General features: G+C 68.4%; 20 protein-coding genes. 13 read left to right on the top strand and 7 right to left on the bottom strand.

From position 1 onward, the window contains the following. The first annotated feature begins 96 nt into the window (after positions 1-96). Positions 97-282: a hypothetical protein gene (locus ACSFA8_RS18920; RefSeq protein WP_435481020.1), complete on the top strand. Its 186-nt coding sequence runs from the start codon at positions 97-99 to the stop codon at positions 280-282. Here the strand turns inward: ACSFA8_RS18920 and ACSFA8_RS18915 are convergent. The 4 genes from ACSFA8_RS18915 to ACSFA8_RS18900 form a co-directional block, all read right to left on the bottom strand. Continuing rightward, positions 225-1,664 (bottom strand): efflux transporter outer membrane subunit, encoded by a 1,440-nt coding sequence (locus ACSFA8_RS18915; RefSeq protein ID WP_435481019.1) that lies wholly within the window; start codon positions 1,662-1,664, stop codon positions 225-227. The two genes, ACSFA8_RS18920 and ACSFA8_RS18915, sit on opposite strands and share 58 nt — an antisense overlap. Then, complete coding sequence (locus tag ACSFA8_RS18910; RefSeq protein WP_435481018.1) at positions 1,661-4,864, bottom strand: efflux RND transporter permease subunit; 3,204 nt, start codon at positions 4,862-4,864, stop codon at positions 1,661-1,663. Before ACSFA8_RS18910 ends, ACSFA8_RS18915 begins: the two co-directional genes overlap by 4 nt. A gap of 121 nt (positions 4,865-4,985) precedes the next feature. Next, complete coding sequence (locus tag ACSFA8_RS18905; protein ID WP_435481017.1) at positions 4,986-8,084, bottom strand: efflux RND transporter permease subunit; 3,099 nt, start codon at positions 8,082-8,084, stop codon at positions 4,986-4,988. Next, positions 8,081-9,775, bottom strand: a complete 1,695-nt coding sequence (locus ACSFA8_RS18900) for an efflux RND transporter periplasmic adaptor subunit (protein WP_435481016.1) — start codon at positions 9,773-9,775, stop codon at positions 8,081-8,083. Before ACSFA8_RS18900 ends, ACSFA8_RS18905 begins: the two co-directional genes overlap by 4 nt. A 278-nt stretch (positions 9,776-10,053) precedes the next feature. Here ACSFA8_RS18900 and ACSFA8_RS18895 point away from each other — a divergent pair, with 278 nt between their 5' ends. The 5 genes from ACSFA8_RS18895 to ACSFA8_RS18875 are packed head-to-tail and all read left to right on the top strand — an operon-like array spanning position 10,054 to position 13,834. Next, positions 10,054-10,575, top strand: a complete 522-nt coding sequence (locus ACSFA8_RS18895) for a DUF6622 family protein (protein ID WP_435481015.1) — start codon at positions 10,054-10,056, stop codon at positions 10,573-10,575. A 28-nt stretch (positions 10,576-10,603) separates the two neighbouring features. Beyond that, positions 10,604-10,891, top strand: a complete 288-nt coding sequence (locus tag ACSFA8_RS18890) for a 2TM domain-containing protein (protein ID WP_435481014.1) — start codon at positions 10,604-10,606, stop codon at positions 10,889-10,891. Further along, a complete protein-coding gene (locus tag ACSFA8_RS18885) occupies positions 10,888-11,925 on the top strand; it encodes an alpha/beta hydrolase family protein (RefSeq protein ID WP_435481013.1) in 1,038 nt (345 codons plus the stop codon). Before ACSFA8_RS18890 ends, ACSFA8_RS18885 begins: the two co-directional genes overlap by 4 nt. Then, positions 11,922-12,995, top strand: coding sequence for a sensor histidine kinase (locus tag ACSFA8_RS18880; protein ID WP_435481012.1), 1,074 nt, complete (start codon positions 11,922-11,924; stop codon positions 12,993-12,995). The genes ACSFA8_RS18885 and ACSFA8_RS18880 overlap by 4 nt, the downstream gene beginning before the upstream one ends. After that, complete coding sequence (locus tag ACSFA8_RS18875) at positions 12,992-13,834, top strand: LytR/AlgR family response regulator transcription factor (RefSeq protein ID WP_435481011.1); 843 nt, start codon at positions 12,992-12,994, stop codon at positions 13,832-13,834. The genes ACSFA8_RS18880 and ACSFA8_RS18875 overlap by 4 nt, the downstream gene beginning before the upstream one ends. 44 nt (positions 13,835-13,878) lie before the next feature. Here the strand turns inward: ACSFA8_RS18875 and ACSFA8_RS18870 are convergent, their stop codons facing one another. Together ACSFA8_RS18870 and ACSFA8_RS18865 are read right to left on the bottom strand one after the other, a co-directional pair. After that, positions 13,879-14,463: a Dps family protein gene (locus tag ACSFA8_RS18870; RefSeq protein ID WP_435481010.1), complete on the bottom strand. Its 585-nt coding sequence runs from the start codon at positions 14,461-14,463 to the stop codon at positions 13,879-13,881. Between the two features lie 204 nt (positions 14,464-14,667). Next, positions 14,668-15,036 carry a hypothetical protein gene (locus tag ACSFA8_RS18865; RefSeq protein ID WP_435481009.1) on the bottom strand — a complete coding sequence of 123 codons (369 nt, stop codon included), beginning with the start codon at positions 15,034-15,036 and terminating at the stop codon, positions 14,668-14,670. A gap of 136 nt (positions 15,037-15,172) precedes the next feature. Between ACSFA8_RS18865 and ACSFA8_RS18860 the strand changes: the two genes are divergently transcribed. Both ACSFA8_RS18860 and ACSFA8_RS18855 read left to right on the top strand, forming a co-directional pair. Next, positions 15,173-16,978, top strand: a complete 1,806-nt coding sequence (locus ACSFA8_RS18860) for a glutamine--tRNA ligase/YqeY domain fusion protein (protein WP_435481008.1) — start codon at positions 15,173-15,175, stop codon at positions 16,976-16,978. Between the two features lie 180 nt (positions 16,979-17,158). Continuing rightward, on the top strand, positions 17,159-17,539 hold the full coding sequence (locus ACSFA8_RS18855; RefSeq protein WP_435481007.1) for a hydroxyisourate hydrolase: 381 nt from the start codon (positions 17,159-17,161) through the stop codon (positions 17,537-17,539). Here ACSFA8_RS18855 and ACSFA8_RS18850 read toward each other — a convergent pair. Beyond that, complete coding sequence (locus ACSFA8_RS18850) at positions 17,499-18,683, bottom strand: Fic family protein (protein WP_435481006.1); 1,185 nt, start codon at positions 18,681-18,683, stop codon at positions 17,499-17,501. The genes ACSFA8_RS18855 and ACSFA8_RS18850 overlap by 41 nt on opposite strands. Here ACSFA8_RS18850 and ACSFA8_RS18845 point away from each other — a divergent pair. The 5 genes from ACSFA8_RS18845 to ACSFA8_RS18825 all read left to right on the top strand — a co-directional run bounded on the left by ACSFA8_RS18845 (position 18,682) and on the right by ACSFA8_RS18825 (position 22,594). Next, the gene (locus ACSFA8_RS18845; protein ID WP_435481005.1) at positions 18,682-18,903 is read left to right on the top strand and encodes a hypothetical protein; all 222 of its coding nucleotides are present in this window, start codon (positions 18,682-18,684) and stop codon (positions 18,901-18,903) included. The two genes, ACSFA8_RS18850 and ACSFA8_RS18845, sit on opposite strands and share 2 nt — an antisense overlap. A 51-nt stretch (positions 18,904-18,954) precedes the next feature. Continuing rightward, entirely contained in the window at positions 18,955-19,713 is a 759-nt protein-coding gene (locus ACSFA8_RS18840; protein ID WP_435481004.1) for an SDR family oxidoreductase, read from the top strand. A gap of 123 nt (positions 19,714-19,836) precedes the next feature. Beyond that, positions 19,837-20,400, top strand: coding sequence for a pseudouridine synthase (locus ACSFA8_RS18835; RefSeq protein ID WP_435481003.1), 564 nt, complete (start codon positions 19,837-19,839; stop codon positions 20,398-20,400). Between the two features lie 141 nt (positions 20,401-20,541). Further along, positions 20,542-21,519, top strand: a complete 978-nt coding sequence (locus tag ACSFA8_RS18830) for a Bug family tripartite tricarboxylate transporter substrate binding protein (RefSeq protein WP_435481002.1) — start codon at positions 20,542-20,544, stop codon at positions 21,517-21,519. Further along, entirely contained in the window at positions 21,512-22,594 is a 1,083-nt protein-coding gene (locus ACSFA8_RS18825) for an NAD/NADP octopine/nopaline dehydrogenase family protein (protein ID WP_435481001.1), read from the top strand. The genes ACSFA8_RS18830 and ACSFA8_RS18825 overlap by 8 nt, the downstream gene beginning before the upstream one ends. The last annotated feature ends 41 nt before the right edge of the window (positions 22,595-22,635 follow it).

Here is a 22,635-nt window from a genome sequence, read left to right as displayed (position 1 = left end):
CGAGCGAATGTTGAACGGCGAATGGGGAGGCAAATGGGAGGCCGCCGACGCAAGGTCTCCCACATTCCTCCCGGATCGGCGAAGACCATCGCGGCCATGAATGACCTGACCCGCGAAGACGTCGACCTGCTGCTGATGATCGGAGCCGCCGTGGTCGTCTTCCTGGCGCATGTGGCCGCGCTGGTCGCGGTGCTGCGCGGGCGGGTGCTGCGCCGCGTGCGCGGTCAGCCCGGCGTGGCGTCCTTGAGCCAGGCTGCGTCCCAGCCCCCGCCCAGGCCCTGAATCAGGCCGACTGCCGCCACCTGCCGGTTGACCACCAGTTGCAGCACGGTACGGCGCGCGTTCAGCGCCGACGCCTGCGCCGTCACCACCTCGGTGTAGCTGACCTGGCCCGCACGGTAGCGGTTCAGCAGCTGCTGCTCGGTCTTGTCGGCCGCGACCGAAGCCTCGCGCCGCAGCGCTTCTTGCTGCGCCAGGCTGGCCGTGGCGGTGAGCTGGTCTTCGACACCCTGGAACGCGGTGAGCACGGTCTGCCGGTAGCGTGCGACGGCGGCTTCGTGCCCCGCCTTGGCCGAATCGACGCGCGCACCGATCGCACCCGCATCGAACAGCACCTGCGCCGCCGAGAGGCCGAGCGACCAGAGCGTGTTGGACGCGCTGAACAGATCCTGCACGCGGCTGGCCGAACGGCTCAGCGAGCCGCTCAGGTTCAGGCTCGGAAAGTAGGCCGAGCGTTCGATGCCGATCTGCGCATTGGCCACCGCCACGGCGCGCTCGGCCGCAGCGATGTCGGGCCGGCGCTGCAGCAGCGTCGACGGCACGCCCAGGGGTACGGCAGGCACGGCCGGCGTCCAGGCCGCGAGTGGGGCAAGCTTGAAGTCGGCCGGCGCCGCGCCCACCAGCACCGCGATGGCGTGCTCGAGCGTGGCGCGCGTGCGCTCCAGCGCCACGCGTTCGGCGCGCGTGTTGACCAGTAGCGTCTGCGCTTGCAGCACGTCGCTCTGCGCCGCAATGCCGGCGTCGTAGCGGTTGCGCGTGATCGTGTAGCTGCGCTCGTAGCCCTCGATCGTGTCGGCCAGCAGGGCCAGCTCGGCATCGGCCTCGCGCAGCGAGAAGTAATTGGTGGCGAGCTCACCATGCGCCGACAGGCGGGCCGCGGCCAGGTCGGCCGCGCTCGCCTGTGCCGATGCCTGCGCGCTCCCCACAGCCGCCCGCAGCCGGCCCCAGACATCGGGTGCCCAGTCGACCCCGAGTGCGACGCTCGACGAGCCGTTGGACGTGCCGGCCGTGCGGTCGCCGCTGCGGCCCACGCTGCCGGAGAGCCCGACGGTCGGAAACAGCCCCGCGCGCTGTTCGCGCACCAGCGCGGTTGCCTGCGCGTAGTTGGCAACGGCGGCTGCGATGTTCTGGTTCGACACCTGCACGCGCGCAGCCAGCTCGTTCAGCCCCGCGTCGTTGAACAGCTGCCACCACTCGCCGCGATCGAGTGCGTCGGCCGGTGCGGCGGGCAGCCAGCCTTCAGCGGCGGGCGCTTCCTTCCAGGCGCTCGGCGATGCGATGGCAGGCCGTTCGTAGGTCGGGCCAACCGCGCAGCCGGCCAGCAGCGCGGCCAGTGCAAGCGCCGTTGTCGTGCTGCGCAAAAAGGGAATGCGATTCGGGGTCATGTTTCGGCGCCCGCAGCGCGGGCCAGATGTTGTTCGTTGGCGGGGCGCCGGCGCAGCTTGTCCATCAGCACATAGACCACGGGTGTGGTCAGCAGCGTGAGCAGCTGGCTGGCGATCAGCCCGCCGATGATCGACACGCCGAGCGGCTGGCGCAGCTCCGCCCCCTGCCCGAAGCCGATCGCGAGCGGCAACGCACCGAGCGCGGCGGCCATCGTGGTCATCAGGATCGGGCGGAAGCGCAGCATGCACGCCTCACGCACCGCCTCGGTCGCGCTCAGGCCGCGCGAGCGTTCGGCTTCGAGCGCGAAGTCGATGATCAGGATCGCGTTCTTCTTGACGATGCCGATCAGCAGGAAAACGCCGATCAGCGCGATGATCGAGAAGTCCATGCGGAACAGCAGCAGCGCCAGCACCGCGCCCACGCCGGCCGAGGGCAGCGTGGTGAGCACGGTGATCGGATGCACCAGGCTCTCGTACAGCACGCCGAGCACGATGTAGATCACCACGATCGCCGCGACGATCAAGAACGTCTGTTGCCCCTGCGACTGCTGCGCACTCGCCGCAGTGCCGCTGAAGCTGCCGCGCACGTTGATCGGCATCGCGATGTCGGCCGTGGCCTGATCGACGATAGAGCGCGCGTCGCCGAGCGAGGTGCCGGGGGCCAGGTCGAACGAAATGGTGCTCGACAACTCGCCGCCGTCGTGCGAAATCGAAGTGGGAATGGCGCGCTCCGAGATCTTCGCGACGGCGCTGAGCGGCACCATGGTCGTCGCCGTGTTGCTCAAGGGCGAGCCGGTCGAAGCGCCGCGCAGGCCCGGGTTGGCCGAGGTCGTGGCGACCACGTTGCCGCTCGTCACCGTCGGGTCGGTCGGCACATACAGGTCTTTGAGCTCGACCGGGCCCTGCATGAAGCGCGGCGCCCATTCCATGATCACCGCGTACTGGTTGAGCTCGTCGTAGATGGTGGCCACAGAACGCTGGCCGAACGCGTTGTAGAGCGAGCTGTCGATGGCGCTCGCGCTCAGGCCCAGGCGCGATGCGCTGTCGCGATCCACCGTGACGTAGGTTTCAACGCCGTTGTCGGACTGGTCGCTGTCGATGTCGGTGAGCGCGTCTTCCTGCTTCAGCCGGTCGGCGAGCTTGCCGACCCAGGTGCGCAAGTCCTTGATGTTGTCGCTCTTGAGCGTGTACTGGTAGGTCGAGTTGCTGGAGCGCCCGCCCATGCGCAGATCCTGCACCTGGCCCAGGAACACGCGCAGCCCGGTGAGCTTGTCGAGCTGCGGGCGCAGCCGCGCGATGACCTGCGGACTGGTCGCGTCGCGCTGTCCCACCGGCTTGAGGTTGACGAACATGAAGCCGCCGCCGGCACGACTGCCGCCCGAAAAACCGACCACGGTGTCGACTGCCGGATCGGCGCGGATGATGTCGACCGCCTGCTTCAGCTTCTCGCCGAGCGCCGCCGATGAGATGCTCTGGTCGGCGCGCAGGCCGCCGTTGAGCTGGCCGTTGTCCTGTTGCGGAAAGTAGCCCTTGGGGATGTGCGTGAACAGGTAGTAGTTGAGCCCGACCACGGCCAGCAGCACCAGCATCACGATGGTCTTGCTGGCCAGGGCCCAGTCGAGGCTGCGCTCGTAGGTGCGCAGGCTGAAGTCGTAGCTGGCCTCGGCCCAGCGAACCGGCCAGGGGCGCCTGCGCGGCGGCGCATCGGGGTCAGGCTTGGGCTCGGACTTGAGCAGCCAGGCGCACATCATTGGCGTGGTGGTGAGCGAGATCACCAGCGAGATCAGCACCGAGGCCGACAGCGTGACTGCGAATTCGCGGAACAGCCGCCCGACCTGCCCGTCCATGAACAGCAGCGGAATGAACACCGCCACCAGCGACAGGCTGATCGACAGCACCGTGAAGCCGACTTCACGCGCGCCGCGCAGCGCAGCCTCGAACTTTTCCATGCCGGCTTCGATGTGGCGCTGGGTGTTCTCGAGCACCACGATCGCGTCGTCGACCACGAAGCCGGTGGCCACCGTGAGCGCCATCAGGCTCAGGTTGTTGAGGCTGAAACCCAGCAGGTACATGACGCCGAAGGTGCCGAGCAGCGACACCACGGTGGCCACGGCCGGCACGATGGTCGCGCGCGCGCGGCGCAGGAACAGCCCGACCACCAGCACCACCAGCACGATCGAGATCATCAGCGTGACCTCGATCTCGCGCAGCGATGCGCGAATCGAGTTGGTGCTGTCCGAGGCCACTTGCACCTCGATGTCCTGTGGCAACTGGGCCCGCAGTTCGGGGATGAGCGCACGCACGCCGTCGACGGTTTCGATGATGTTGGCGCCGGGCTCGCGCGTGATGAGCACGACGATGGCCGGCTGTCCGTTGAACAGGCCGAGCGTGCGCCGGTTCTCGACGCCATCGACCACGTTGGCCACGTCCGACAGGCGCACGGCGGCGTTGTTGCGCCACGCGATGATCATCGAGCGGTAGTCGGACGCGCGCAGCCCCGGCGAGGGCGTGTAGATCTGCAGCCGTCGGCCCTCGCCTTCGATCGCGCCCTTGGGCCGGTTCGCGTTGCTGGCCTGGATGGCCGCACGCACGTCCTCGGTGCTGATGCCGTACTGGTTGAGCGCAAAGGGCTGCAGCTCGATCCGCACCGCCGGCAGCGAGCCGCCACCGATCTCGACATCGCCGACGCCCGGCACCTGCGAGATGCGCTGGCTCACGATGTTGGACACCGCGTCGTAGATCTGGCCGGGTGTCTTGGTCTTGGAGGTGAGCGCCAGGATGATGACTGGCGACGACGCGGGGTTGGCCTTGCGGTAGGTCGGGTTGCGCCGCAGCGTGGCCGGCAGGTCGACCCGCGCCGCGTTGATTGCCGCCTGCACTTCGCGCGCCGCGCCGTCGATGTTGCGCTTGAGGTCGAACTGCAGGTTGATCCGGCCCGAGCCGGTCGAGCTGTTCGACGTCATTTCGTTGACGCCCGCGATGGTGCCGAGCCGCCGCTCCAGCGGCGTCACCACGCTGCTGGCCATGGTGTCGGGGCTGGCGCCGGGCAAGCTGGCCGTGACCGAAATCGCCGGGTAGTCGACGTTCGGTAGCGGCGAGACCGGCAGCACGAAGAACGCGGCAATGCCGGCCAATGCGATGCCGATGGTCAGCAAGACCGTGGCGATCGGGCGCTCGACGAAGGGGCGGGATAGGTTCATCGGTCAGACTCCTTCCCCTTCCGGGGGAAGGCTGGGATGGGGGCTGCCCGATTGGGGCACGCCGCTGGCCCCCACCCCTGCCCTCCCCCGGGAGGGGAGGGAGAAAAGCATGCGCCCGGCATCACGCAACCACCTCGCCCGCAGGTTTGCGCCCGAACCTTCGCCCCAACCGGTCAAACGCCAGATAGATCACCGGCGTGGTGAACAGCGTCAGCACCTGGCTCACGATCAGCCCGCCGAAGATCGCCAGGCCGAGCGGCCGGCGCAACTCGGCGCCTTCGCCGAAACCGAGCATCAACGGCACTGCCGCGAACAGCGCCGCCAGTGTCGTCATCAGGATCGGCCGGAACCGCAGCAGCGCCGCCTGGTGAATGGCCTCCTGCGCCGACTTGCCCTGCTGCCGCTCGGCGTCGATCGCGAAGTCGATCATCATGATCGCGTTCTTCTTCACGATGCCGATCAGCAGGATGATGCCGATGATCCCGATCACGCCGAGGTCGTTGCCCGTCACCATCAGCGCCAGCAGCGCACCGACACCGGCCGAAGGCAGCGTCGACAGGATCGTCAGCGGGTGGATGTAGCTCTCGTACAGCACACCCAGCACGATGTAGACGCAAACCACCGCCGCCAGAATCAGCCACAGCTGGTTCGACAGCGATTTTTCGTAGGCACCCGAAGCGCCCAGAAACGTCATCGTCACGCTCGCAGGCATGCCGATGTCCTTCGCGGCCTGGCGTATCGAGTCGACCGCCTTGCCGAGCGACACACCATGCGCCGTGTCGAAGCCCACCGTCGCCGCCGGGTACTGCGCCACGTGCGTGATCTGCAACGGTGCGAGCTGCTCGCGGATCGTCGCGACCGCCGACAGCGGCGTCGGCGAGCCCGAGCCGGTCTTGAGGTTCAGCGTGCCGAGCTGCTGCGGCGTCTCGATCGAATCGGACTTGGCCTCCAGGATCACGCGGTACTGGTTGGTCTCGGTGAAGATGGTCGACACGATGCGCTGGCCGAACGCGCTGTAGAGCACGTCATCGACCGCGCTGGCCGTCACGGAGAGGCGCGACGCCGTGTTGCGGTCGATGTCGACGTAGGCCGAGAGCCCCTGCGCGCCGGCATCGCTGGTCACGTTGCGCACGTTCTTTTCGCTCTCGAGCCGGGCCATCAGCTTCTTGACCCACTCGGTGACGGTGGCCGAATCGACCCCTTCGATCGACAGGCGGTATTCAGTCGGCCCGGTTTCGGCGTCGATCGTCAAGTCCTGCGTCGGCTGCAGGTACAGCGTGACGCCGGCCACCTCGCGCACGCGGTCGCGCAGCCGGTTCATGGTGTCTTCCTGGTCGCCGCGATCGGCCTTCAGGTTGATCAGCATGCGGCCGGTGTTCAGCATCGTGTTGTTGGCGGCATCGACCCCGGTGAACGAGCTCAGGCTTTGCACGTCCGGGTCGGCCAGGATGGCGCGCGCCGCGGCCTGCTGCAGCTCGGCCATGCGCACATACGACACGTCCTGCGCGGCCTCGATGCGGGCCTGCAGCTGGCCGGTGTCCTGCGTCGGAAACAGGCCCTTGGGAATGAACACGTAGAGCAGCACGGTGAGCACCAGCGTCAGCAGTGCCACCACCAGCGTGAGCCCCTGGCGGCGGAACACCCAGCTCAGCCACACGTCGTAGCGCGCGATCACGCGGTCGAAGAAGGCCTGCACCTTGCCCGCCAGGCCGCGCGAGGCGTTGTGCGGTTCGGTCTTGAGCATGCGCGCCGACATCATCGGCACCAGCGTGAGCGACACCACGGCCGAGATCAGGATCGTGATGGCCAGCGTCACCGCGAACTCGCGGAACAGCCGCCCCACCACGTCGCCCATGAACAGCAGCGGAATCAGCACCGCGATCAGCGACACGGTGAGCGAAATGATGGTGAAGCCGATCTGCGCCGCGCCCTTGAGCGCGGCCGCGAACGGCGTCTCGCCCTCCTCAAGGTAGCGCGAGATGTTCTCGATCATCACGATCGCGTCGTCCACCACGAAGCCGGTCGCGATGGTCAACGCCATCAGGCTCAGGTTGTTGAGGCTGTAGCCCATCATGTACATCAGGCCGCAGGCACCGATCAGCGAGATCGGCACGGCCAGGCTCGCGATCAGGGTGGCGCGCCAGCTATGCAGGAAGAAGAAGATCACCAGCACCACCATCACCACGGCCAGCACCAGCTCGATTTCCACATGCCAGACCGACGCGCGGATGCCGGTGGTGCGGTCGCTCAGCACCGCCACGTCCATCGCCGCGGGCAGGCCGGCCTGCAGATCGGGCAGCTGCTTCTTGATGGCGTCGACCGTGGCGATCACGTTGGCGCCGGGCTGGCGCTGCACGTTGAGGATGATCGCAGGAGTCAGTTCACCGGTCAGGCCCGACCAGGCACCCAGCTTGGTGTTTTCGGCGCTGTCGACCACCTGCGCCACGTCGGTCATGCGCACCGGCGCGTCGTTCTTGTACGCGACGATCAGGCTCTTGTAGTCGTCGACCGTCACCAGCTGGTCGTTGGCGTTGATGGTGTAGGAACGCTTCGGCCCGTCGAAGGTGCCCTTGGCGCTGTTGGCGTTGGCGTTCGAAATCGCAGTGCGCAGCGCGTCGAGGCCGATGCCGTAGGACGCCAGCGCGCGCGTGTCGGCCTGGATGCGCACCGCCGGCCGCTGGCCGCCCGACAAGGTGACCAGGCCGACGCCCGACACCTGGCTGATCTTCTGCGCGAGCCGGGTGTTGACGATGTTCTGCACCTCGGTGAGCGGCATCGTCTTCGAGCTGATCGCGAGCGTGAGCACCGGCGCGTCGGCCGGGTTCACCTTGGCGTACACCGGCGGCGCGGGCAGGTCGGCCGGCAGCAGCGAGTTGCTGGCGTTGATGGCGGCCTGCACCTCCTGCTCGGCCACGTCGAGCGTTTCGGTCAGGCCGAACTGCAGCGTGATGATCGACACGCCCGCGGCGCTGGTCGAGCTCATGCGGTTGAGCCCCGCCATCTGGCCAAACTGGCGCTCCAGCGGCGCGGTGACGGTGCGGCTCATCACCTCGGGGCTGCCGCCGGGGTACAGCGTCTGCACCTGGATGGTCGGGTAGTCGACCTGCGGCAAGGCCGACAGTGGCAGGAACTTGAAGCCCACCAGGCCGGCGAGCACGATCGCGACCATCAGCAGCGCCGTCGCGACGGGCCGCTCGATGAATGGGCGCGACGGACTCATTGGCTGGCGCCCCCTTCACGCCGCGGCCGCTGTTCGCCCATGCGCTGCCAGCGCTCCAGCGCGGCCGGCTCGCCCTTGTCCAGCGATTCGAGAAAGCGCTTGCGGCGCTCCAGTTGTTCGGGGTCGTCCTTGGCCGCGTCGAGCATGCGCTGGCGCTCTGCCGCGGTCGGCAGCGGGCGCGGCGCTGTCGGCGTTGCCGACGTTGCGGGCGCGGCAGGCGCTGCGCCCGGCGCAGCCGGTGCAGCGGAAGGTGGGGCCGCGGAAGGTGGGGCCGCGGCGGGTGCGGCGGCAGACGGTGCAGCGGTGGAAGGTGCCGCGGCGGAAGGCGCAGGCGCAGACGATGCAGCCGGTGCCGGTGCCGAGGCCGCGCCTTGCGGCGCCGATGCGCCCTGCCTGCGCCCGCCAGCGCCGGCACCCGAGCCGCGCTGGCGCGGCGCGTCGGTCGGCAATTGCACGGTCGAGCCATCCTTCAGCCGGTCGCCGCCTTCGGTGACGACGCGCTCGCCGTCTTTCAGGCCTTCGGTGATCACTACCGACTCGACCGACGCATCGCCGCGCTTCACGTTGCGCATGCTCACGGTGCGGTCTTCGTTGATCACGTACACATAGTTGCCGGTGCCGGCCGTGCGCAGCGCCGTCACCGGCACCACCACGGCGCCGTCGATGGTGCGCAGCTGCAGCTTGATGTTGACGAACTGGCTCGGGAACAGCGTGTTCCTGGCGTTGTCGAAGCGCGCCTTGGCCTTCACCGTGCCGGTGGTGGTGTCGACGATGTTGTCCAGCGTCGAAAAGGTGCCGGTGTCGAGCGTGACGGCGCGCGTGCGGTCGAGCGCCGTCACCACCAGCTTCGCACCCTGGATCATGCGGGCCTCGATCTCGGGCACGCGGTCTTGCGGCACCGAGAACTGCACGTCGATCGGGGTCATCTGGGTGATCACGGCGATTCCGGTGGTGGCGCCCGCGGCCACGTAGTTGCCGGGGTCGACCGTGCGCAGGCCGACACGGCCGGTCACGGGCGAGGCCACGCGCGTGAAGTCGAGGTTCAGTTTGGCGCTGTCTTCGGCCGCCTTGTCGGTGATGACGGTGCCTTCGAGCTGCTTGACCAGCGCGGCCTGGGTGTCCACGTCCTGCCGCGCAATCGAATCCTGGCCCAGCAGCGTGCGGTAGCGCTCCAGCGTGACGCGCGCGGCCTGCAGCTGTGCCTCGTCGCGCACGCGCGTGCCCCGCGCCTGCATCAGTGCCTGCTCATAGGGGCGCGGGTCGATGCGTGCGAGCACCTCCCCCTTCTTCACGATCTGCCCTTCCTTGAACAGCACGTCGGTCATCACGCCGGCCACCTGCGGCCGCAGCGTGACGGTGGTGACGGGCGTGACAGTGCCGAGCGCATCGAGCATCACCGGGATGTCGGCCCGCGCCGCGACCGCCATGCCGACCGTGATGGCTGGGCCGCCACCGCCGCGTGCGCCGCCCGGCCCGCGGGGGCCGCCAGGACCGCCTGGGCCACCGCCACTGCCGCGCCCGCCGCCCGTCGCGGTCTCGGCCGGCGGCCGGTTGATCAGGTACCAGGCCGCACCGGCCACACCGGCCGTCAGCAGCAGCGCCACGACGGCACCGATCCAGCGCCGCCGGCGCCGCGGCGGCACCTGGGGGGTCGATGGCTGGGGCTGGGGCTCGGGCGGGCGGGAATCCATGGGTCGTCCTGGTAACTGTGCAAAGCGTTCGACGACGCCGGAGCGCTCGCCGCGGCCGATCGTAGCGCGCGACCCCGCGGGCATTGCGACGGGCATCCTGCGACGCCGTAAAGGCTCTGTAAAGCACGCAAGGCGGGGCGGTCTTCATCGCTGCGGGCTGCATCTGGCGCCGTTTTGCTGCATTTCGTCGCATCCGGGTCGCGGTGGCGGCGGGGCATCGGCACAGTTCGCCCATCGCTTCTTCAACCCTGTTTTTCCCACCCCCAAGGAGTTCCACCATGCTGCTGCAAATCATCGCCCACACGCCCCGCTGGGTGTTTGTCGTGTTCGCCCTGCTGGTATGGCTCGGCAGCAAGCAGCTGCTGGCCGGCCGCGTGAGCCTGACCCGTGTGACGATCCTGCCGATCGCCATGGCCGGCCTGTCGGTCTACGGCGTGCTGTCGGCCTTCGGCGATGCGCCGATGGCGCTGGCCGGCTGGGCCGTGGCGGCGGCGGTTGCGGTGGCACTGGTGCTGCAGCGCCCGTTGCCGGCGGCCACCCGCTACGACCCCGACACGCGCACCTTTCACGTGGCCGGCAGCGCGGTGCCGCTGGCGCTGATGATGGGCATCTTCTTCACCAAGTACGTGGTCGGCGTGCAGATTGCCCTGCACCCCGAGCTGGCCCACCATCACAACTTTGCGCTGGCCATCGGCACCCTGTACGGCGCCTTCAGCGGCATCTTCGCGGGCCGGACGCTTCGCCTGTGGAAGCTGGCGATCCGCCGCGATCGCGCCATCGCCGACGGCCAGCCGGCCTGAGCCATCCATCGCCCAACAGGAGATCATCATGGAAACCAACGACACCTCCCTCGACAAGCTGGCCCGCCGCCGCGCCAAGGCCAAGCTCGGCTGGTTCAGTCATGCCGCGGTGTACCTCGCGGTCAACGCCGGGCTCATCACCCTCTCGCTCGCCAACGGCCGGGCCTGGGCCATCTTCCCGCTGCTTGGCTGGGGGCTCGGCCTGCTGATGCACGGCATCGCGGTCTGGGTGTTCGCGCCGGGAGGCAACCTGCTGGAGGGCATGGTGCAGCGCGAGCGTGCCAAGCTGGACGCGACCAGGGGCCAGCCGTGGTGAGCGGCCGGTTCAGGCGCCTGCTGGCGTTGGCAGCCCTCGGCACCGCCGCCGGCCTGGCCTCGGCCGCCACCGGGGTCACCGTGCTGCCGGCGCCGCCGGACAGCGGGCCGGTCACGGTGTTCTATCCCACCAGCACCGCGGCCACCAGCAAACTCCAGCGCGGCGCCTTTTCGATCGATGCCACGCTGAACGCAGCGCCGCTGCGCGGCAACGGCCGCCTTGTGGTCATGTCGCACGGTTCGGGCGGTTCGCCCTGGCCGCAGGCCGACCTGGCGCAGACGCTGGTGAACGCGGGCTTCACCGTCGCCATGCCCGAACACGCCGGCGACAACTGGCACGACATGCGCGACGTCGGCCCCGCCACCTGGAAGCACCGGCCCAAGGAGGTGTCGCAGGCGATCGACGCGATGGCCGCCGACGCGCGCTTCGCACCGCTGCTCGACTTCCAGCGCGTCGGTGTCTACGGCATGTCGGCCGGCGGTCTCACCGCGCTGACGCTGGCCGGCGCGCGCTGGTCACCGGCCAGGCTGTCGAAGCACTGCGATGCGCACCTGACCGAGGACTTTCCGACCTGCGTGGGACTCACCACCGAACTCAACGGCGGTCCGTTCGACGCGCTGAAGCGCACCATCGCAACCTGGATCATCCATTTCAAGTTTGCTGACGACACCGCCCCGCAGGGCTGGGACGAGCCGCGCATCAAGGCGGCCGTGGCGTCCGTGCCCATGGCGGCGCCAGTCGACATGGCCTCGTTGGTGCAGCCCCGCATCCCGCTCGGCCTGGTGCGCGCCGGCAAGGACGGCTGGCTGGCGCCGCAATGGCACATCGATGCGGTGCGCGAGGCATGCAAGGGCTGCGTGCTGCTCGCCGACATGAGCACGGCCGGGCACGGCTCCATCCTTTCCCCGCAACTGACCGGCCTGCCGGCGCGCGCCGCCCGCCTGCTGGACGACCCACCGGGCTTCGACCGCGCTGCCGTGCCGCAGGCCTACACCGCCATCACCCGCTTCTTCGTCCAGAATCTGGCGCCATGAAGATTCAATGGGGCGATGCCGCCCGCCACTACCTGCAGGTCGTTGCGTTCTGCTGCGTGGTCGCGGTGCTCACCACCCTGATCTGGCCGGCCAAGACTTACTTCGTGCAGGTGGGCTATGCCACCTCGGTGGGCACCATCACCTGGGTCGTGATCGAGTTCGGCCGCTACTTCGTCGACGAGCGCAACTGCCATACCAGCCATACCGGCGGCCATGGCTGGCCCAAGGGCTGGCGCGGGGTGCTGCTGACCTCCACCGGCATCGCCTTCGGTTTCATCTTCGGCGACCGCCTGGGCGATTTCTTCTTCGGCACCGGCCTGGTGAACACGCCGCGCGACAACAAGATCAGCCTGGCCATCACCATCGTGGCCGGCGGCGTGGCCAGCTTCTACTTTCATGCGCGCGGCAAGGCGGCGAACATGGCCGCCAAGATCAGCGCCGCCGAACGCGACGCCAGCGAAGCCAAGCTCAAGCTGCTCGAAACGCAGCTCGAGCCGCACATGCTGTTCAACACGCTGGCCAACCTGCGCGTGCTGATCACCACCGATCCGCAGCGCGCCGTGGCGATGCTCGACCGGCTCAACAGCTACCTGCGTGCCACCCTGAGCGGCTCGCGCGCGCTGGTGCATCCGCTGTCGGCCGAGTTCGATTTGCTACGCGATTACCTGGAGTTGATGTCGGTGCGCATGGGCGACCGCCTGCACTACACGCTCGACCTGCCCGAGGCCCTCCGCAATGCATCGGTGCCGCCACTGCTGCTGCAGCCGCTGGTCGAAAACGCCATCCAGCACGGGCTGGAACCCAAGGTCGGCGGCGGCAGCATCACGGTGCGCGCGTCGCAGCGCGGCAGCGACGGCGGCGCGCTGCTGGTCATCCAGGTCGCGGACACCGGCATCGGCCTGGCACCACAGGTCAACACCCTGGACGAGCCCGGCCGCGGCTTCGGCCTGACGCAGGTGCGCGAGCGCCTGGCCAGCGCCTACGGTACGCGCGGCGCCATCGAATTGATCGCCGCCCCCGAAGGCGGGACGCTCGCCACCGCCACCTTCCCCTTGAAAACCCCTGCATGACCCGCCCCACCGCCCTGATCGCCGAAGACGAAAAACTGCTGGCGCAGGCGCTGCGCGGCGAACTCGCGCAGGCCTGGCCCGAGCTCGACGTGCTGGCGATGGTCGGCGACGGCGGCAGCGCGGTCAGCGAAGCGCTGCGCCTGTTGCCCGACGTGCTGTTTCTCGACATCCGCATGCCGGGCCAGGACGGCCTGGCTGCCGCGGCCGAACTGGCCGACGCCTGGCCGCTGGAGCGCGCGCCGTTGCCGCAACTTGTGTTTGTGACCGCCTACGACGAGTACGCCGTGCGCGCATTCGAGCAGCACGCGGTCGACTACGTGCTGAAGCCGGTGCAGCCCGAGCGCCTGCGCAAGACCACGGCCCGACTGCAGGCCGCGCTGGCCGCCCGCGCACCGCGCGAAGCCGTGCCGAACGGTGCCGGCGCCGCGCTGGAAGAAACCCTGGCGCAATGGCGCCGCATGCTGTCGGCGGCCGGCAACGGCGCCCTGCCCGGGCAGCCGGCTCCGCTGAAGCGCATCGCTGCCAGCGACGCCGGCAGCGCGGGCGCCACCGTGCGCATGGTGCCGGTCGACGAGGTGCTGTACTTCGAGGCGGCCGACAAATACGTGCGCGTGCTCACCGCGGGCCACGAATACCTGATCCGCACGCCGCTTAAGCAACTGCTGCCGCAGCTCGATGCCAACGCCTTCTGGCAAGTGCACCGCGCCGTGGTGGTGAACACCGAGGCGATCGAATCGGTGCACCGCGACGAGGCCGGCAAGCTGCATCTGCAACTGCGCGCCCGCAAGGAGCGGCTGGCGGTGAGCCGGCTCTTCGCGCACCTCTTCCGCGCGATGTAGCGCGAAGTTGCGCGATGTAGCCGGTCAGCCGGCGCCGGCGCGGCTCAGGCCCCGACGGGCGACGCCGCCACCAGGTGCTCGGTCAGAAACCACACCTGGAGTTCGTTGGTGCGCAGCACGTTGCTCACGAATACGTCGTTGCTGCCGTCGTCGCCCGCTTCGTCGACCTTCTTGGCTGCCTTGCGGGCCTCGACGATGATGAGTTCGTGCGCCTTGGCCAGGCGCTTGATCTGTACCGCAGCCGGCTCACGGCCGCGCGGCGGGCGCTCGATCTTCGTGGTTTCGGCAATGTCGGCCGCCATGGCCAGCGCGATGCCGCCAAGCAACTGGATGCGCTCGGCCAGGATGTCGACCAGCAGCACCTGGGCTTCGTAGTGCTGGTCGTACATCAGGTGCAGTTGGTTGAACGTGGGGCCCACCACCTGCCAGTGGTGCTTCTTGTACATGTCGCGCAGCGTCATGGTGTCGGCCAGGCACTGGTTGAGCAGCGCCACGCTTTCCTTGCACACCTTTTCAGACAGGCCGTTCGGCAGCTTGACGATTTCGCCGTACTTCTGCGTTTCGTGGCTTGGCTGGTCCAGGTCGGGCTTCACGGCCTGCTGCTTCTCGGTCATGGTGGCGGTGTTCATACGTTGGCTCCGGGATGTTGCGAAAGAAATCGGAAACCACGGTTTTAGCGACCACACACCGCCCTGCGCGTAGGTGGCGGGGCCGTCCGCGCGCCGCCGTTTTTCCATGAAAAAAGCCGGCTCCGATTCCGGAGCCGGCCTTGGGCGATCGTGGGGCGGTGACAACAGGCGGTCGCGAGGGTGGCCCCCTGCCGCCTGGCTGCCTCAGCGCCAGTCGCGACGGTGGTGATGGCGATAGTAGCCGTCACCGCGGCCGTAGTAGCCGTGACCGCGGCCGCCGTAGTAGACGGGGGCCGGACGGTAATACACCGGCGGCGGCGCGTAGTACACGGGGGCCGGACGGTAGTAGACCGGCGGCGGGGGCGCGTAGTAGGCCTGCGGCGGGTTGTAGTAGACGGGTGCCGGCGGGGCGTAATAGCCAGGCTGGGCCACGCCGACAGCGATGCCAGGGGCGTTGACGCCGACCGACCAGCTCACGCCGCTCGCGTTGGCCGATGCAGCCGTGAACAAGGCACCTGCGGCCACGGCGGCGGCGGCAGACCATTTGAAGAAGGTTGAACGGTTGAAGCTCATGGTGGGATCTCCGGTTACAGGCGGAATTTCCGCCGATGTGGGTATTGAACGCGTCAGGTGCAAATCAGGTGCACGCCCTTGTGTGAAGAAAGTTGCCAAAAGTAACCCGCACAAACCTGCCCCCTAGAATGAACAGATGACTTCTCCCGTTGACAAAGATACCGCCAAGCCGAGCAATTTCCTGCGCCACGTGATCGAAAACGACCTCGAACAGGGCGCCTACGCAGCGCGCAAATGGGGCGGCAGCCCCGGCGACGCGCAACACCATGCCCAAGGCATGGAAGACCCGGCCAAGGTGCGCATGCGGTTTCCCCCCGAGCCCAACGGCTACCTGCACATCGGCCATGCCAAGAGTATCTGGCTCAACTTCGAGCTGGCCAAGGAATACGGCGGCGTGTGCCACCTGCGCTTTGACGACACCAACCCCGAGAAGGAAGAGCAGGAATACGTCGACAGCATCCGCGACGCGGTGAAGTGGCTCGGCTACGAAACCTTTCTGGCCGACCGCCCGAGCGCGCCCGGCACGATGCAGCCGCACGAATACTTTGCAAGCGACTACTTCGACTTCATGTACCGCGCGGCCGAGTACCTGATCACGGCCGGCCTGGCCTACGTGGACGAGCAAAGCGCCGACGAGATCCGCCACAACCGCGGCGACTTCAACACGCCCGGCACCGACAGCCCGTTCCGCACCCGCACGCCCGACGAAAACCTCGCCCGCTTCCGCGCCATGCGCGACGGCCAGCTCGAAGACGGCGCCGCCATCCTGCGCGCGAAGATCGACATGGCGAGCCCCAACATCAACATGCGCGACCCGGCGCTCTACCGCATTCGCCGGGCCACGCACCACAACACCGGCGACAAGTGGTGCATCTACCCGATGTACACCTTTGCGCACCCGATCGAAGACGCGCTGGAGCAGATCACCCACAGCATCTGCACGCTGGAGTTTGAAGACCAGCGCCCCTTCTACGACTGGCTGCTCGATCGCCTGGCCGAAGGCGGCCTTGTCGCCAGCCCGCACCCGCGCCAGTACGAGTTTGCGCGCCTGAACGTCACCCACGTCATCACCAGCAAGCGCAAGCTGCGCCAGCTGGTGGAAGAAAAGCACGTCGACGGCTGGGACGACCCCCGCATGCCCACCCTCGCCGGCCTGCGCCGCCGCGGCTACACGCCCGAGGCGCTGCAGCTGTTCTGCGAACGCAGCGGCGTGACCAAGTCCGGCGGCTGGATCGACTACGCGAGCCTCGAAGCCGCGCTGCGCGACACCCTCGACCCCATCGCCCCGCGCGCCATGGCCGTGCTCGACCCGGTCAAGCTCGTCATTACCAACTGGGGCGAATTGATGGGCGGCGACGACCTGCTCGACGACTGCACCGCCCCCGTGAACCCGCGCGACCCCGAAGGCGGCCTGCGCCGCTTCAAGATCGGCCGCGAGGTGTGGATCGAACGCACCGACTACGAAGACGTGCAGCCCAAGGGCTTCTTCCGCCTGTTCCCCGGCAACAAGGTGCGCCTGAAATACGGCCACACCATCGAATGCATCGGCGGCACGCGCGACGCCAGCGGCAAGCTGATGGAGGTGCAAGCCAAGCTGGTGCCCGACACCAAGAGCGGCACGCCCGGCGCGGACGCGATCAAGGTCAAGGGCAACATCACCTGGGTGGCCGTGGCCGACGCGGTGCCGGCCGAAGTGCGCCTGTACGAGCGGCTGTTTGCGACCGCGCAGCCGGGCAGCGGGGAACTGCTGGACGAGCTGAACAAGGACAGCCTGGTGACCTGCGCGGCGTTCGTGGAGCCGTCACTGGCCGCCGCGACGGCGGGCGGCGCGGGGTTTCAGTTTGAGCGGCATGGGTACTTTGTGGTGGATGCGAAGGCGGCCGGCGATGGGAAGTTTGTGTTCAATCGGGCTGCGGGGATGCGGGACAGCTGGGGTAAGTAGCAGTCCATTTACGTAGCACGCTGAAAAAAGCTCAGCGCGTTGCCAGCGGCATCATGCCGTTCAGCTTCCCGTCTGTTCGCGCCGCTATCCTGTCGGCTTTTTGTGAGGGGAGTGACAACGGGGTCGCACACCCCGTCTCTCATTCCTTCTTCACTCACCTCAGCGCAGGAGCCTTCATTCATGCAAGCCGTTTCCATCCATGTGGTCGATGTCGCCAACGGGGTCGTTGCCACGGGCATGCGGGTCGACATCGTGCGCGCTGACGGCACGCCGGGCGCTGCCGAGGGTGAGTGCTGGACACCGTTGGCGACGGGCAAGGTCGGGCGCAATGGCGTGGTCGATGGCATCGAGGGGCGCGAGCGGCTGTTCGACGTCGGCGTGTACGAGTTGCGGCTGCATGTGGCCGACTACTACCGCACGCGCGGCACGCCGTCGTTGCCGCAGCCGGCCTTCATGGAGGTGCAGGTGTTCCGCTTTGGCATTGCCGACGCTTCGCAGCACTACCACCTGCCGGTCAAGCTCACGCCGTGGGGGTTGTCGTGCTTTCGCGGGGCGGCCTGAGGGCGTCTGCACCCGTAACGAACGCATACCGCGTCCCCCTGCCCTCCCCGGTTCGCACCAGCAGGCCCAGCGCCGCCAGGTCGGTCAGTTCCCGATACGCGGTTGCGCGCGACACCTGCGCGATGGCGGTGTATTTCTCGGTGCTCATTCCGCCGGCAAAGCCCGTGGGTTCTGCGTCGTAGAGCTTGTTGAGCACCTTGCGCTGGCTCGCAGTGAGTTGCGGATGCTGGCTCAGCAGTGCGGCCCAGAAGCTGTTCTTGCGCGCTGCGCCCTGCACCTGGGCCACGGTGGCGGTGCAAGCCCTTTCCACGCAAGCGGCAAACCAGAGCACCCATGGCGTGACATCGAGCACGGGCTGGCTTGAGGCAGCATGCAGCTCGCGGTAGTAGCCGGTGCGATCCAGCCACATCTGGCGCGACAGGCTGAACAGCCGCGCGCCACTGCGCATGTCTTGCGCCATGGCCAGGTCGGAGAGCGCGCGGCCGATGCGGCCGTTGCCGTCTTCGAACGGGTGAACTGTTTCGAACCACAGATGCGCGATGGCCGCCCGCGCAATGCCGTCGAGGCCCGCACGCACGGCATCGTCGTTGAACCAGGCAAGCAGTTGTGCCATGTGCGCCGGCACGTCAGTCGAGGCGGGGGCCTGGTAGTGCACCACGTCGGGCTTGCCGATCCGGGGCGTGACGATTTGCATCGGCTCGATGTGCGTGCGCCAGCCTCCGACCACGATGCGCGTCACGCCGCTGCGCCCCGTCGGAAACAGGGCGGCGTGCCAGTCGAACAGGCGCTCGGCGCTCAGAGGCTCTTGCCAGCGCTGGACTGCCGCCTCAATGACATCCAGGGTCGCTTCCACGCGGGGCTCGCGCTGCTTCAACTGGGCGCGACCGCTTTGCGTCAGGCCGAGGCGGCGAGCGGCAGAGGCTCGGACAGAATTGATCTGCAATGTCTCGCCCTCGATCTGCGCCGTGGCAATGGCCTCGTCTGTCCACTCCGCCGTCTGCAGTTCGCCGACATCGATCAATTGCATGCCGCTGACCATGCCGAGCATGCGGCCCTGAGCCAGGCGCGCTGCCGTGAGCGCAGGCTGAAGCACCTGTGCGTCCACTTGCCAGCGCGGCCAATCGGGGGCTTGCCAGATCCACATGAAGCGTATTCTATGGATTTACGCTTCAAAAATGAAGCGCAAAAGGCACAACAACGCTTCGGCCCGGCAGCTCAGCTCCCTTCGCAAACCGCCGCCGGTAGTCCCGCGACGCCGCGGCCAGCAAGAAGGCGCGCTGCACACCGACGCGGTGCGCGCGTGCTGGCGCTTCGGCGCTGCGTTTGGCAGTATTTCAGGGGTCTTCGTCATTTCCGCCAGATGAGTTCGCTTTCACAATGACGGCATCAAAACGCAGATGCGCAAAGGAATCCTCATGAAGATCGTTGTCATCGGCGGCACCGGCCTCATCGGCAGCAAGCTTGTCAAGCTTCTGCAACTGCGCGACCACGAGGCCGTGGCGGCCTCGCCCAGCACGGGCGTCAACACCCTCACCGGCGAGGGCCTGGCCGAAGCGCTCGCGGGCGCGCAGGTGGTGGTCGACGTGACCAGTTCGCCCGCGTTCGAAGACAAGGCCGTGCTCCACTTCTTCGAGACCTCGGGCCGCAACCTGCTCGCGGCAGAAGCCGCTGCGGGGGTGCAGCACCACGTGGCGCTGTCGGTGGTCGGCACCGAGCGGCTGCAGAGCAGCGGCTACTTCCGCGCCAAGCTGGCGCAAGAGGCCCTGATCGAGGCCGGCAACATCCCCTACACGATCGTGCGGGCCACGCAGTTCCTGGAGTTCCTCCGCGGCATCGCGCAGTCGGGCACGGAGGGGCAAACGACGCGGCTCTCGACCGCGCACCTGCAGCCGATCGCGGCCGACGACGTAGCCGCGGCGATGGCCGACTGCGCGCTGGGCGCACCGGTCAACGCCATGGTCGAGCTCGCCGGCCCGGAGCGCGCGAGCCTCTCCACGATGGTGCAGCGCTACCTCCGCGCCACGAACGACCCGCGCACCGTGGTGCCCGATGCCAAGGCGCTGTACTTCGGCGCGCTGCTGAACGACCAGTCGCTCACGCCGGGCGACAACCCGCGGCTCGGCGCGATCACCCTTGAGACCTGGCTGGCCCGAAAGGCTAGCCCTGTGCAGTAGGACGGACGACGATCTCGCCGACGTCCACGTCGGCGGGTTGCTCGATCGCGAAGCCGATGACCCGTGCGGTCGCCTCCGGCAAGGCGCGTCGTGGGCGACGGCTCGACGCTATGCTGACCCGCCATGACACCTGCCCCCGCGAGCCGCCTGATCCGCTTCAACAAGCCCTACGGCGTGCTGAGCCAGTTCACGCCGGAAGGCCGCTGGCGCGGGCTGAAGGACTTCATCGACATCCCGGGCGTCTACGTGGCCGGCCGACTCGATGCCGACAGCGAGGGTCTGCTGCTGCTCACGGACGACGGCAAGCTGCAGGCCCGCATCGCCGATCCGCGCTTCAAGATGGAAAAGATCTACTGGGTGCAGGTGGAAGGCGTGCCGACCGATGCGGCGCTGGCCGCCTTGCGCACCGGCGTTCAGCTCAACGACGGCATGACACTCCCGGCCCGTGCGCGCCTGCTCGATCCGCCACCCGATGTGTGGGAGCGGCAGCCGCCGATCCGCGAACGCCGCAGCATTCCCACGGCCTGGCTGGAACTGGCCATTCGCGAGGGCCGCAACCGCCAGGTGCGGCGCATGACGGCGGCCGTGGGGCTGCCGACCCTGCGCCTGATCCGTGCCGCGATCGGGCCCCATACGCTGGACGGGCTGCCGCCCGGTAGCTGGGCAGACGACGCCGCCATGCCCTGAACATGCGCTTTCGTTTGGCAAAATTTTCTCCCCCTTGGGTGAAAGCAGGCATGCAATTGGAAAACCGTTTGCGCCGGGCGCTCTAAGCTGGAGGCATCGGGCCCGGAATTCGCAGGGCTTCTGTTTTTGTCTGGAGTGACCATGAAGCTGCGTTTGAAAAAACTTTCCCTCGGGCTGGCTGCCTGCCTGGCCCTCGCGCCGCTCTCGCCGCTCATGGCGCAAACCGACAGCAAGCCGCTGCGCATCGTGGTGCCGTTTGCGCCCGGTGGTGCACAGGACGTGATCGCGCGCTACCTCGGCGCCAAGCTCACCGGCAAGATGGGCGGCACGGTCATCGTCGACAACAAGGCGGGCGCGGGTGGCATCGTGGCCGCCGATGCGGTGGCCAAGGCCACCGATGGCGCCACGGTGCTGATGGCCACCGGCGGCGCCATCACGGTCGCGCCGCAGCTCCAGTCCAAGCTACCTTACGACCCGCGACACGATCTGGTGCCGGTGGCCCTGATCGCAGACACACCGATGACGGTGGCGGTGCGCTCGGACAGCGCCTACAAGACGCTGGCCGATGCGCTGCGCGATGCGAAGGCACGCCCCGGCCAGGTGACTTACGCCTCCACCGGCAACGGCACGGTGTCGCATCTCACCGGCGCGCTGCTGGGCCAGGCCGCCGGCGTCACGTTGCTGCACGTTCCCTACCGCGGTGCCGCCCCTGCCCTGACCGACCTGATGGGCGGGCAGGTTGCCCTGATCGTCACCAGCGCCGCGTCGATCGATCCGATGGTCCAGAGCGGCAAGGCCCGCGTGCTCGGCACCTTCTCGAAGGCGCACCTGCCCTCGCTCGGCAATCCGCCAACGGTGGGCGAAGCCGCCAAGCTGCGCGGCATGGAGGTGCCGATCTGGGTGGGCGTGATGGCGCCGGCCCGCATGCCGGCCGAGCAGGTGAAAAAGCTCTCGGCCGCGCTGCTCGAGGTGTGCCAGTTGCCCGAGACGAAGCAGCACTTTGCCCAGCTCGGCGCGGTCAGCACCTGCGGTGGCAGCGCAGAGCTCGACAAGGTCATTGCCGAAGACAACCAGCGCTGGGCCAACGTCGTCAAGCTCGGCGGCATCAAGCTTGATTGAAGAAGCAGCGCAGCGCCATCGCGTCGGCATCGCAGGCGCCGGCGCCATCGCGCTCGCCAGTGCGGCCTGGCTGATGCGGGCCGGGCACGGCGCCATGCTGTGGTCGCCCGGCGGCACCGGTACCGAAGCATTGCGCACGAACCCGCTGCATGCCGAAGGGCTGCACCAGGGCACGCTCGCGGTGCAGGTGGCGGACGACCCGGCCCGGCTCTGCCGCGAGAGCGACGTGCTGCTGGTCGCCGTGCCGGCCAACGGCCACCGCCGCGTGATGGATGCGCTGCTGCCATGGCTGCGCGACGGGCAGGTGGTGATCGTCAGCTCGATGGCCTCGCTTTCGGCCCTCTACCTGCACGAGAGCGCCTTGCGCGCCGGCAGGCGGGTGACGGTCGTCAGCTTCAGCACCACGGTGTTGACCGCGCGCCGCGCGTCGCCCGGGCATGTGCACATCATGATGCGGCGCAGCGCGGTGGGCGTCTCGGCGCTGCCGCAGGCGCAGACGGATGCGGCGGTGGCGTTGTGCACGGCGCTGTTCGGCGACGGCTTCTCGGCGCAGCCGAATGCGCTGGCCAGTGCCCTGTCCAACGTCAACCCCGGCACCCATGTGCCGCTGGCGTTGTTCAACTGGACGCGCATCGAACGCGCCGAGGCCTGGCCGCAGTACCACTGCCTTACGCCGGGCGTGGCGCGGGTTATCGAGACGCTGGACGCCGAGCGGCGCGCGCTGGCCGCGGCCTTCGGCATCGAGGTCGGCAGCGTCGAGGCGCATTTCGCGCGATCGTTCGGCACCACCTCCACGCGACTGCAGGACATTGCGGACGAGTTGCACGCGCAGCGCGGCGGCCCGCCCGGGCCGACCCGCCTGGACACGCGTTTTCTGACCGAAGACATTCCGTACGGGCTGGTGTTTCTGCAGGCGCTGGGCCGCGTGGCGGGCGTGCCGATGCCGGCGACCCGCACCATGGTGGACAGTGCTGCACTGGTGGCCGGCCGCGACCATGCGCTGGACAACGACCTTCTCGAGCCGCTCGGCCTCGTGGCCGAAACGGTCGCGGGCCTGCAGGCGCGGTTGCGCTGATGCACCGATGCACTGATGCGCTAATGCGCTGAGGCGCTGAC

This window comes from Variovorax nitratireducens (assembly GCF_051216545.1).
GTDB lineage: Bacteria > Pseudomonadota > Gammaproteobacteria > Burkholderiales > Burkholderiaceae_C > Variovorax.
The sequence above is the reverse complement of the archived record's forward strand: the minus strand, read 5'-3'. Positions and strand labels throughout refer to the sequence as shown.

Coding starts and splice junctions, on each gene's coding strand:
- ACSFA8_RS18920 (WP_435481020.1), top strand. CDS start 97: ATGAATGACCTGACCCGCGAAGACGTCGACCTGCTGCTGATGATCGGA.
- ACSFA8_RS18915 (WP_435481019.1), bottom strand. CDS start 1,664: ATGACCCCGAATCGCATTCCCTTTTTGCGCAGCACGACAACGGCGCTT.
- ACSFA8_RS18910 (WP_435481018.1), bottom strand. CDS start 4,864: ATGAACCTATCCCGCCCCTTCGTCGAGCGCCCGATCGCCACGGTCTTG.
- ACSFA8_RS18905 (WP_435481017.1), bottom strand. CDS start 8,084: ATGAGTCCGTCGCGCCCATTCATCGAGCGGCCCGTCGCGACGGCGCTG.
- ACSFA8_RS18900 (WP_435481016.1), bottom strand. CDS start 9,775: ATGGATTCCCGCCCGCCCGAGCCCCAGCCCCAGCCATCGACCCCCCAG.
- ACSFA8_RS18895 (WP_435481015.1), top strand. CDS start 10,054: ATGCTGCTGCAAATCATCGCCCACACGCCCCGCTGGGTGTTTGTCGTG.
- ACSFA8_RS18890 (WP_435481014.1), top strand. CDS start 10,604: ATGGAAACCAACGACACCTCCCTCGACAAGCTGGCCCGCCGCCGCGCC.
- ACSFA8_RS18880 (WP_435481012.1), top strand. CDS start 11,922: ATGAAGATTCAATGGGGCGATGCCGCCCGCCACTACCTGCAGGTCGTT.
- ACSFA8_RS18875 (WP_435481011.1), top strand. CDS start 12,992: ATGACCCGCCCCACCGCCCTGATCGCCGAAGACGAAAAACTGCTGGCG.
- ACSFA8_RS18870 (WP_435481010.1), bottom strand. CDS start 14,463: ATGAACACCGCCACCATGACCGAGAAGCAGCAGGCCGTGAAGCCCGAC.
- ACSFA8_RS18865 (WP_435481009.1), bottom strand. CDS start 15,036: ATGAGCTTCAACCGTTCAACCTTCTTCAAATGGTCTGCCGCCGCCGCC.
- ACSFA8_RS18860 (WP_435481008.1), top strand. CDS start 15,173: ATGACTTCTCCCGTTGACAAAGATACCGCCAAGCCGAGCAATTTCCTG.
- ACSFA8_RS18855 (WP_435481007.1), top strand. CDS start 17,159: ATGCAAGCCGTTTCCATCCATGTGGTCGATGTCGCCAACGGGGTCGTT.
- ACSFA8_RS18845 (WP_435481005.1), top strand. CDS start 18,682: ATGAAGCGTATTCTATGGATTTACGCTTCAAAAATGAAGCGCAAAAGG.
- ACSFA8_RS18850 (WP_435481006.1), bottom strand. CDS start 18,683: ATGTGGATCTGGCAAGCCCCCGATTGGCCGCGCTGGCAAGTGGACGCA.
- ACSFA8_RS18840 (WP_435481004.1), top strand. CDS start 18,955: ATGAAGATCGTTGTCATCGGCGGCACCGGCCTCATCGGCAGCAAGCTT.
- ACSFA8_RS18835 (WP_435481003.1), top strand. CDS start 19,837: ATGACACCTGCCCCCGCGAGCCGCCTGATCCGCTTCAACAAGCCCTAC.
- ACSFA8_RS18830 (WP_435481002.1), top strand. CDS start 20,542: ATGAAGCTGCGTTTGAAAAAACTTTCCCTCGGGCTGGCTGCCTGCCTG.